The organism is Salinivibrio sp. AR640, assembly GCF_001995405.1.
Taxonomy (GTDB): Bacteria; Pseudomonadota; Gammaproteobacteria; order Enterobacterales; family Vibrionaceae; genus Salinivibrio; species Salinivibrio costicola.
In genome coordinates this window covers 67,045-74,443 of sequence record NZ_MUFD01000017.1, presented here as the reverse complement: position 1 = coordinate 74,443, position 7,399 = coordinate 67,045, and the positions used below count along the sequence as shown (strand labels likewise).

7 protein-coding genes and 1 rRNA gene are annotated in these 7,399 nt (G+C 53.0%); 3 read left to right on the top strand and 5 right to left on the bottom strand.

Features of this window, described 5'->3' with window-relative positions; all coding sequences use genetic code 11:
• Nucleotides 1–163 precede the first annotated feature (163 nt).
• A 16S ribosomal RNA gene (locus BZG75_RS10040) occupies nt 164–1,732 on the bottom strand.
• A 740-nt stretch (nt 1,733–2,472) separates the two neighbouring features.
• Here BZG75_RS10040 and BZG75_RS10035 point away from each other — a divergent pair.
• Nucleotides 2,473–3,012: a gamma carbonic anhydrase family protein gene (locus BZG75_RS10035; RefSeq protein ID WP_021022715.1), complete on the top strand. Its 540-nt coding sequence runs from the start codon at nt 2,473–2,475 to the stop codon at nt 3,010–3,012.
• Here BZG75_RS10035 and BZG75_RS10030 read toward each other — a convergent pair.
• Genes BZG75_RS10030 through hemF form a run of 3 tightly spaced genes read right to left on the bottom strand, consistent with a single transcriptional unit; the run spans nt 3,009 to nt 5,011 of the window.
• Nucleotides 3,009–3,269, bottom strand: coding sequence for a DUF1488 family protein (locus tag BZG75_RS10030; RefSeq protein WP_158009977.1), 261 nt, complete (start codon nt 3,267–3,269; stop codon nt 3,009–3,011). The genes BZG75_RS10035 and BZG75_RS10030 overlap by 4 nt on opposite strands.
• Nucleotides 3,266–4,090, bottom strand: a complete 825-nt coding sequence (gene aroE / locus BZG75_RS10025; protein ID WP_021022717.1) for a shikimate dehydrogenase — start codon at nt 4,088–4,090, stop codon at nt 3,266–3,268. Before aroE ends, BZG75_RS10030 begins: the two co-directional genes overlap by 4 nt.
• Before the next feature lie 3 nt (nt 4,091–4,093).
• Nucleotides 4,094–5,011, bottom strand: coding sequence for an oxygen-dependent coproporphyrinogen oxidase (hemF, locus tag BZG75_RS10020; protein ID WP_077576870.1), 918 nt, complete (start codon nt 5,009–5,011; stop codon nt 4,094–4,096).
• Nucleotides 5,012–5,189: 178 nt separating this feature from the next.
• Between hemF and purE the strand changes: the two genes are divergently transcribed.
• On the top strand, nt 5,190–5,672 hold the full coding sequence (gene purE, locus BZG75_RS10015) for a 5-(carboxyamino)imidazole ribonucleotide mutase (RefSeq protein ID WP_077576869.1): 483 nt from the start codon (nt 5,190–5,192) through the stop codon (nt 5,670–5,672).
• 4 nt (nt 5,673–5,676) lie between these two features.
• Nucleotides 5,677–6,825 carry a 5-(carboxyamino)imidazole ribonucleotide synthase gene (locus BZG75_RS10010; RefSeq protein ID WP_077576868.1) on the top strand — a complete coding sequence of 383 codons (1,149 nt, stop codon included), beginning with the start codon at nt 5,677–5,679 and terminating at the stop codon, nt 6,823–6,825.
• Here BZG75_RS10010 and BZG75_RS10005 read toward each other — a convergent pair.
• Nucleotides 6,822–7,379: a DNA topoisomerase family protein gene (locus BZG75_RS10005; protein WP_021022721.1), complete on the bottom strand. Its 558-nt coding sequence runs from the start codon at nt 7,377–7,379 to the stop codon at nt 6,822–6,824. The two genes, BZG75_RS10010 and BZG75_RS10005, sit on opposite strands and share 4 nt — an antisense overlap.
• Nucleotides 7,380–7,399 lie beyond the last annotated feature (20 nt).

Below are 7,399 nucleotides of genomic sequence, written 5' to 3'. Positions count from 1 at the left end.
CCCCTAGGGCTACCTTGTTACGACTTCACCCCAGTCATGAACCACACCGTGGTAAACGCCCTCCCGAAGGTTAAGCTATCTACTTCTGGTGCAGCCCACTCCCATGGTGTGACGGGCGGTGTGTACAACCAATCTGTGTGAACACTCGCAAGAATAGCGTCAGTAAGGAGGTGATCCAGCCCCAGGTTCCCCTAGGGCTACCTTGTTACGACTTCACCCCAGTCATGAACCACACCGTGGTAAACGCCCTCCCGAAGGTTAAGCTATCTACTTCTGGTGCAGCCCACTCCCATGGTGTGACGGGCGGTGTGTACAAGGCCCGGGAACGTATTCACCGTGGCATTCTGATCCACGATTACTAGCGATTCCGACTTCATGGAGTCGAGTTGCAGACTCCAATCCGGACTACGACAAACTTTAAGGGATTCGCTAAACATCGCTGTCTCGCTGCCCTCTGTATCTGCCATTGTAGCACGTGTGTAGCCCTACTCGTAAGGGCCATGATGACTTGACGTCGTCCCCACCTTCCTCCGGTTTATCACCGGCAGTCTCCCTGGAGTTCCCACCATTAYGTGCTGGCAAACAAGGATAAGGGTTGCGCTCGTTGCGGGACTTAACCCAACATTTCACAACACGAGCTGACGACAGCCATGCAGCACCTGTCTCAGCGCTCCCGAAGGCACRCCTCTATCTCTAAAGGCTTCGCTGGATGTCAAGAGTAGGTAAGGTTCTTCGCGTTGCATCGAATTAAACCACATGCTCCACCGCTTGTGCGGGCCCCCGTCAATTCATTTGAGTTTTAACCTTGCGGCCGTACTCCCCAGGCGGTCTACTTAATGCGTTAGCGCCGAAAGCCAAAGTCTAAAACCTCAACCTCCAAGTAGACAGCGTTTACGGCGTGGACTACCAGGGTATCTAATCCTGTTTGCTACCCACGCTTTCGCATCTGAGCGTCAGTCTTTGTCCAGGGGGCCGCCTTCGCCACTGGTATTCCTTCAGATCTCTACGCATTTCACCGCTACACCTGAAATTCTACCCCCCTCTACAAGACTCTAGCCTGCCAGTTTCAAATGCGGTTCCGAGGTTGAGCCCCGGGCTTTCACATCTGACTTAACAAACCGCCTGCATGCGCTTTACGCCCAGTAATTCCGATTAACGCTCGCACCCTCCGTATTACCGCGGCTGCTGGCACGGAGTTAGCCGGTGCTTCTTCTGCAGCTAACGTCAAGCYGTGCACSTATTAAGTACACRACCTTCCTCACTGCTGAAAGTGCTTTACAACCCGAAGGCCTTCTTCACACACGCGGCATGGCTGCATCAGGGTCTCCCCCATTGTGCAATATTCCCCACTGCTGCCTCCCGTAGGAGTCTGGGCCGTGTCTCAGTCCCAGTGTGGCTGATCATCCTCTCAAACCAGCTAAGGATCGTTGCCTTGGTAAGCYATTACCTTACCAACTAGCTAATCCTAACTGGGCCCATCCCAACGCGATAGCTTACATGTAGAGGCCACCTTTGGTCCYRRCTCTAAYGAAYYAAGACATTATGCGGTATTAGCCGTCGTTTCCAACGGTTATCCCCCTCGTCAGGGCAGGTTCCCAGCCGTTACTCACCCGTCCGCCGCTCGACGTCCAGTAAATCCACCGAAGCTTCAATACTGCCGTTTCCGCTCGACTTGCATGTGTTAGGCCTGCCGCCAGCGTTCAATCTGAGCCATGATCAAACTCTTCAATTAAAGTTTTGGTGTTTGCTTTCAGTAAATCCACCGAAGCTTCAATACTGCCGTTTCCGCTCGACTTGCATGTGTTAGGCCTGCCGCCAGCGTTCAATCTGAGCCATGATCAAACTCTTCAATTAAAGTTTTGGTGTTTGCTTTYCCWAAGAAAAGACAAACGGCTCGATAAATACTGTTTTGTTCGTCTCTTGCGAGACAAACGAATTGACTGTGCCGAACAACGTAAACGTTGTTTCGTATTGGTCACTCAGTTCATCGAATAAATCTTTTTGTCTATTCTCAACGAGTGCCCACACAGATTGCATAGGTCAAATTGTTAAAGAGCGTTGACTGYGCGAAGCTGCGCTTCGCTTGGTCAGGGCTGCGTATCTTACGCGCCTTGCCGTTAAAGTCAAGAAGAAATTTTATCTTTTATTTTCAACCCTCAGGCCGGAAATAAAACCTCTTTTTGACTCCCCTAACGCTTGGCGTTAAGTGGACGGCTATCTTAATCTTTTAAAAACTCACGTCAAGCGTTTATTTTTATTTGATTTTTTACTTCAACATGGCGCTGAGCGCTTGCCCTACGTGCCGTGTCGATGGAGGCGCATTATAGGGAAGCTGATCAGATTGGCAACCCCTTTTTAGTGGTTTTTTAGAAAAAAACTGTCACTCGCTGTTTTTTTGCTCGCTAGAGTGTAAAACTGGTAACAAAGTCAGCGTTATCTGACATTGTATAGCGATATAAAGAGGGATTTGTGATGGCAAAACAGCTGCGCGCTTATAAAGGCATGACGCCTCAGCTTGGCGAACGCGTCTATATTGATGAATCCAGTGTATTGGCTGGCGATATTACGCTAGGCGATGATGTGAGTATTTGGCCGCTGGTTGCGGCGCGTGGTGACGTGAACCATATCCAGATTGGCGCACGAACCAATGTACAAGATGGTTCAGTCCTTCATGTCACCCATAAAAATGCCGAAAACCCACAAGGTTACCCGCTGATCATTGGCGAAGAAGTGACAATCGGCCACAAGGTTATGTTGCATGGCTGCCGGATTGGCAACCGAGTCCTCGTGGGAATGGGGACGATTATTCTTGATGACGCTGTCATAGAAGATGAAGTGCTGATTGGCGCTGGCAGTTTAGTCCCACCAGGAAAACGCTTAGAGAGCGGCTACCTTTATGTTGGCTCACCGGTCAAACAGGTCCGCCCCCTCACTGACAAAGAGCGTGCTTATTTTGCCCGCTCAGCGCAAAACTATGTCGACACCAAAGACATCTACCGCTGCGAGCACTAGATCACCAAGCTGCCATCGGGTTCAAACGCTTCTGATTCGATGGCCGCTTCCATTTGCTCTTCAATATCAAACCATACCTGTTCGACGATCGCCTGCGCATTATCCGTGTCCACCGCACAGCCGGCGAGCGCAGATAAGGTGGTAAAGCGGACAGCGCATGGTAGCAATGCACCATTAAGCTGGCCGTAAAAACAAACACGGGCCTTTGCCGTATCGACCTGCGCTTCGTCCGCAGCCAGAATAAGGGACTGATTCATCGATTGAGTGCCTCTCTTAACTGCTCGCGCACACGTTCGGTTTGTGGCCGACAGCCGCGCCATATAGCAAAGCTTTCCGCCGCTTGTTCCACCAGCATGCCCAAGCCGTCTAAACACCGCCCTGCTCCTTGGCGTTGCGCCCATTGGTTGCTGGTTGTGCTGCCAGCTTGATACACCATGTCATAGACAGTGGTCGCTGGGCCAATCGCTCCTTGCGGGAGAGGGGGATAGCTTTGATGTAAGCTTGCCGAGGTCGCATTAATGATCACATCAACAGGCGCCGCCACAGGTTTATCCACGGCATGACTGGCGATCGGTCCGGCCTCACCAAATGCAGCGGCTAATTGCTGGGCTTTTTGCTCGGTGCGATTGACAATCATCAGCGATGCTGGCGCTTGCTCCAGTAAAGGAAGCAACACACCCCGTGCGGCACCGCCCGCTCCCACGACTATAATGCGCTTATCGCGCAGTGCCACATGGTGGTGGTGTAAGTCAGTCACCAAACCGGCGCCATCGGTGTTATCACCGAGTAGAGAGCCATCGCTTTGCTTAACCAGCGTATTCACGGCACCGGCGCGGCGGGCACGCTCTGTCAGTGTATCAGCCCAATCATACGCTTGCTGTTTAAAAGGCACGGTCACATTGGCGCCGCGCCCTCCTTGCGCAAAAAACGCCTGCATGGTGGTCACAAAGCCTTCAAGCGGCGCCTCAATGGCTTGATAGTCGATGTCTTGTTGGGTTTGTGTCGCAAACGCGGCGTGGATCTGCGGCGACTTACTGTGGCCAATCGGGTGGCCGACCACGCAATAACGATCGGTCATTGGTTACCACTCCCTCGGTTTAAGGTAGTCGCGATAGAGTCTCGCTTCCGGCGCATCGTCATCAGGTGACCAATTATATTCCCAACGCGCCATCGGCGGCATCGACATCAGAATAGATTCGGTACGCCCACCGCTTTGCAAGCCAAATAGCGTGCCTCTGTCATACACCAAGTTAAACTCAACATAGCGTCCGCGACGGTAAAGCTGAAAATCGCGTTCACGCTCACCATAGGGCGTAGCTTTGCGGCACTGTACAATCGGCAGATAGGCATCGATAAAACCTTTTCCAACCGCTTGGGTGTAGGCAAAGCACTGTTCGAATGGCCATTGGTTCAAATCATCAAAGAAAAGCCCGCCGACGCCACGGGTTTCATCGCGATGGGGCAGATAAAAATAGCGATCGCACCATGCTTTGTGATCAGCGTACACGCTATCACCAAAGGGCGCGCACAAGGCTTTGGCGGTCTCATGCCAGTGCTGGCAGTCTTCCTCGAACGGATAGAAAGGCGTGAGGTCAAAGCCACCGCCAAACCACCACACAGGATCAGCGCCTTCTTTTTCGGCAATGAAAAACCGCACGTTCGCGTGTGAGGTTGGCACGTATGGGTTATGAGGATGGATCACTAACGACACCCCCATGGCCTCAAAACAGCGCCCGGCGAGCTCCGGACGGTGTGCTGTCGCCGAAGCAGGCATTTGATCGCCAAATACATGCGAGAAGTTCACTCCCGCTTGTTCAAACACGTGGCCCTGACGCAGGACGCGACTACGGCCACCGCCCCCTTTCTCACGCTCCCACGCATCTTCAATAAAGTGCGCTTGACCATCTTGTTGCGCAAGCTGTTGGCAAATATCATCTTGAAGCTGGAGGAAAAAAGCCTTCACGGCTTGCTTATCAATTGTCGACTGACCGTGTGCCACGCTCACATCCTTTGTTACTGAGACTATGTGTGTACTTTACCTGATCCACGCAGTGGGATCTTAACGGAATTTCATCTCCCACCGCTGACGCAAACGTTTTCCTTGCGATGAAATCTGGGTATAATTCACGCCACGCTCAGCTTAACTTATTCACGCTTGTCATCAAGAAGGACGTATTATGACTGTCGGTATCATCATGGGCTCGCAATCCGATTGGCCTACCATGACACATGCAGCGGCTATGTTGGATCACTTTGCTATCCCTTACGAAACCCGTATTGTCTCCGCCCATCGCACGCCACAGTTACTTGCCGACTATGCCCAGCAAGCGGCTGAGCGCGGGATTAAAGTGATTATTGCCGGCGCCGGTGGTGCCGCCCATCTACCCGGGATGACTGCCGCACACACCAGCCTGCCGGTACTCGGCGTACCGGTCCAGTCGAAAGCGTTAAAAGGCATGGACTCATTGCTTTCGATTGCTCAAATGCCAAAAGGCGTGGCGGTGGGCACGCTCGCTATTGGTGAGGCAGGCGCCGCGAATGCAGGCCTCCTTGCGGCACAAATTCTCGCCACTGCCGACCCTAATTTGATGGCAAAAGTGGATGCGTTTCGCCAAACGCAAACTGAAGCCGTTCTCGCTCAACCCAACCCACAAGGGTAAGGCCATGAATATTCTGGTGTTAGGCGCGGGACAACTGGCCCGGATGATGGCATTAGCCGGCGCGCCGCTCAATCTTATCGTCAGTGCTTATGATGTGCGCAGCGGCGACATTATCCATCCTTTAACCCAGCAGCCACTCGGTCAAGGGCTCGATACCGCGATAGCCGGCGCGGATATTATCACCGCTGAATTTGAACATATTCCTGCCAACATTTTGCATCAATGCGAGCAAAGCGGAAAGTTACGCCCCAGTGCGCAGGCAATTTTAACCGGTGGCGACCGTCAAATAGAGAAAGCCTTATTGATGCAAGCTGGGGTGGCTAACGCGCCATACCGTGTGGTGTATACACAGGCGGATTTGGAAAAGGCCGTCGATGCACTGGGCGCGCCCTTGGTGTTAAAAAGCACGCTCGATGGTTATGACGGCAAAGGGCAATGGCGCTATCGTGATGGTGATGATCTCAGCGCATTATGGGCCGAATTGGACGCCTTTCTTGCCGCGCCCGAGCAGCGCGATGGCCAGGCGATCATTGCTGAGACCATGATCCCTTTTGAGCGTGAAGTGTCACTAATTGGTGTACGTGGTGCCAATGGCGAATTTGCCAGCTACAGCCTAACCCAAAACCATCACCACAACGGCGTACTGACTTTGTCGGTGGCACGGCCTGACGAACAGGGTTTGCAGTTACAAGCGGCTGAAATGGTGAAAAAGATTGCCGACACACTCAATTACGTGGGTGTGCTCGCGGTCGAATTTTTTGATGTTGACGGTCGCTTGCTGGTGAACGAAATCGCACCTCGAGTCCATAACTCGGGCCACTGGACCCAGCAAGGTAGCGCCTGTTGTCAGTTTGAAAACCACTTGCGTGCGGTCAGCGGCTTACCGCTTGGCGCTACCCGTTTGGTTCAGCCCACTGCGATGATCAATATTTTGGGTCAAGGTAGTGTCCCGCTTGCGACCTATCGCGACGCCCATGTGCATTGGTACAATAAAACGCCTCTCCCGGGGCGCAAAGTGGGCCATATCAATGTCACGGCCACCTCGAACGCCGAGCTTGCCACCACGTTAGCGAGCCTCGCCAGCTACCTGCCCGACGACACCTTTCACGGTTTACAGTCCGCCGCGTTAGCACTGGCCGCACAAGCCGATTAATCCTCGCTCTCCGACTCTGCAGCCGATTCATCTTGAATCGCGCTGCAGGGCTTATCAGCACATTGATGCACGGTTTTCCCACCTTTTTTACGCTCGACCAAGAGTGCAAAACCACATGCCTCGCAGGTACCAGCTATCGGTTGTGCATTCACGGCAAAATGGCACTTAGGGTACTGATCACAGGCAAAAAAGCGCTTGCCATAGCGCGAGGTACGCTCCACCAGCTCACCTTTGTGGCAGGCTGGGCAGGTCAGAGTGGTGTGATCGGGTTCATCTGGTTTTTCGATATGCGTGCATTGCGGGAACTGATCACAGCCAATAAACATGCCGAATCGACCTTGGCGCAGCACCAACTCTCCCTGCTGACACGCCGGACAGGTCACGCCAAGCGCTTTCACCACATGGCCATCACCATGGTGTAACGCTTTGGTATAGTGGCAGTCTGGATAGGCCGTACAGGCCAGAAACGGGCCTCGTTTGCCCGATTTAAACGCAAGAGCGCTGCCACATTCCGGGCAGCGCTCCTGGGTCTTCGGGGTGTTATCTGTATTCATTCACACCTTTACTGTTATTG

Bases quoted from the DNA above. Each gene is read 5' to 3' on its own strand.
- BZG75_RS10030 (WP_158009977.1), bottom strand. From the start codon at position 3,269: ATGAATCAGTCCCTTATTCTGGCTGCGGACGAAGCGCAGGTCGATACG.
- purE (WP_077576869.1), top strand. From the start codon at position 5,190: ATGACTGTCGGTATCATCATGGGCTCGCAATCCGATTGGCCTACCATG.
- BZG75_RS10005 (WP_021022721.1), bottom strand. From the start codon at position 7,379: ATGAATACAGATAACACCCCGAAGACCCAGGAGCGCTGCCCGGAATGT.
- BZG75_RS10035 (WP_021022715.1), top strand. From the start codon at position 2,473: ATGGCAAAACAGCTGCGCGCTTATAAAGGCATGACGCCTCAGCTTGGC.
- BZG75_RS10010 (WP_077576868.1), top strand. From the start codon at position 5,677: ATGAATATTCTGGTGTTAGGCGCGGGACAACTGGCCCGGATGATGGCA.
- aroE (WP_021022717.1), bottom strand. From the start codon at position 4,090: ATGACCGATCGTTATTGCGTGGTCGGCCACCCGATTGGCCACAGTAAG.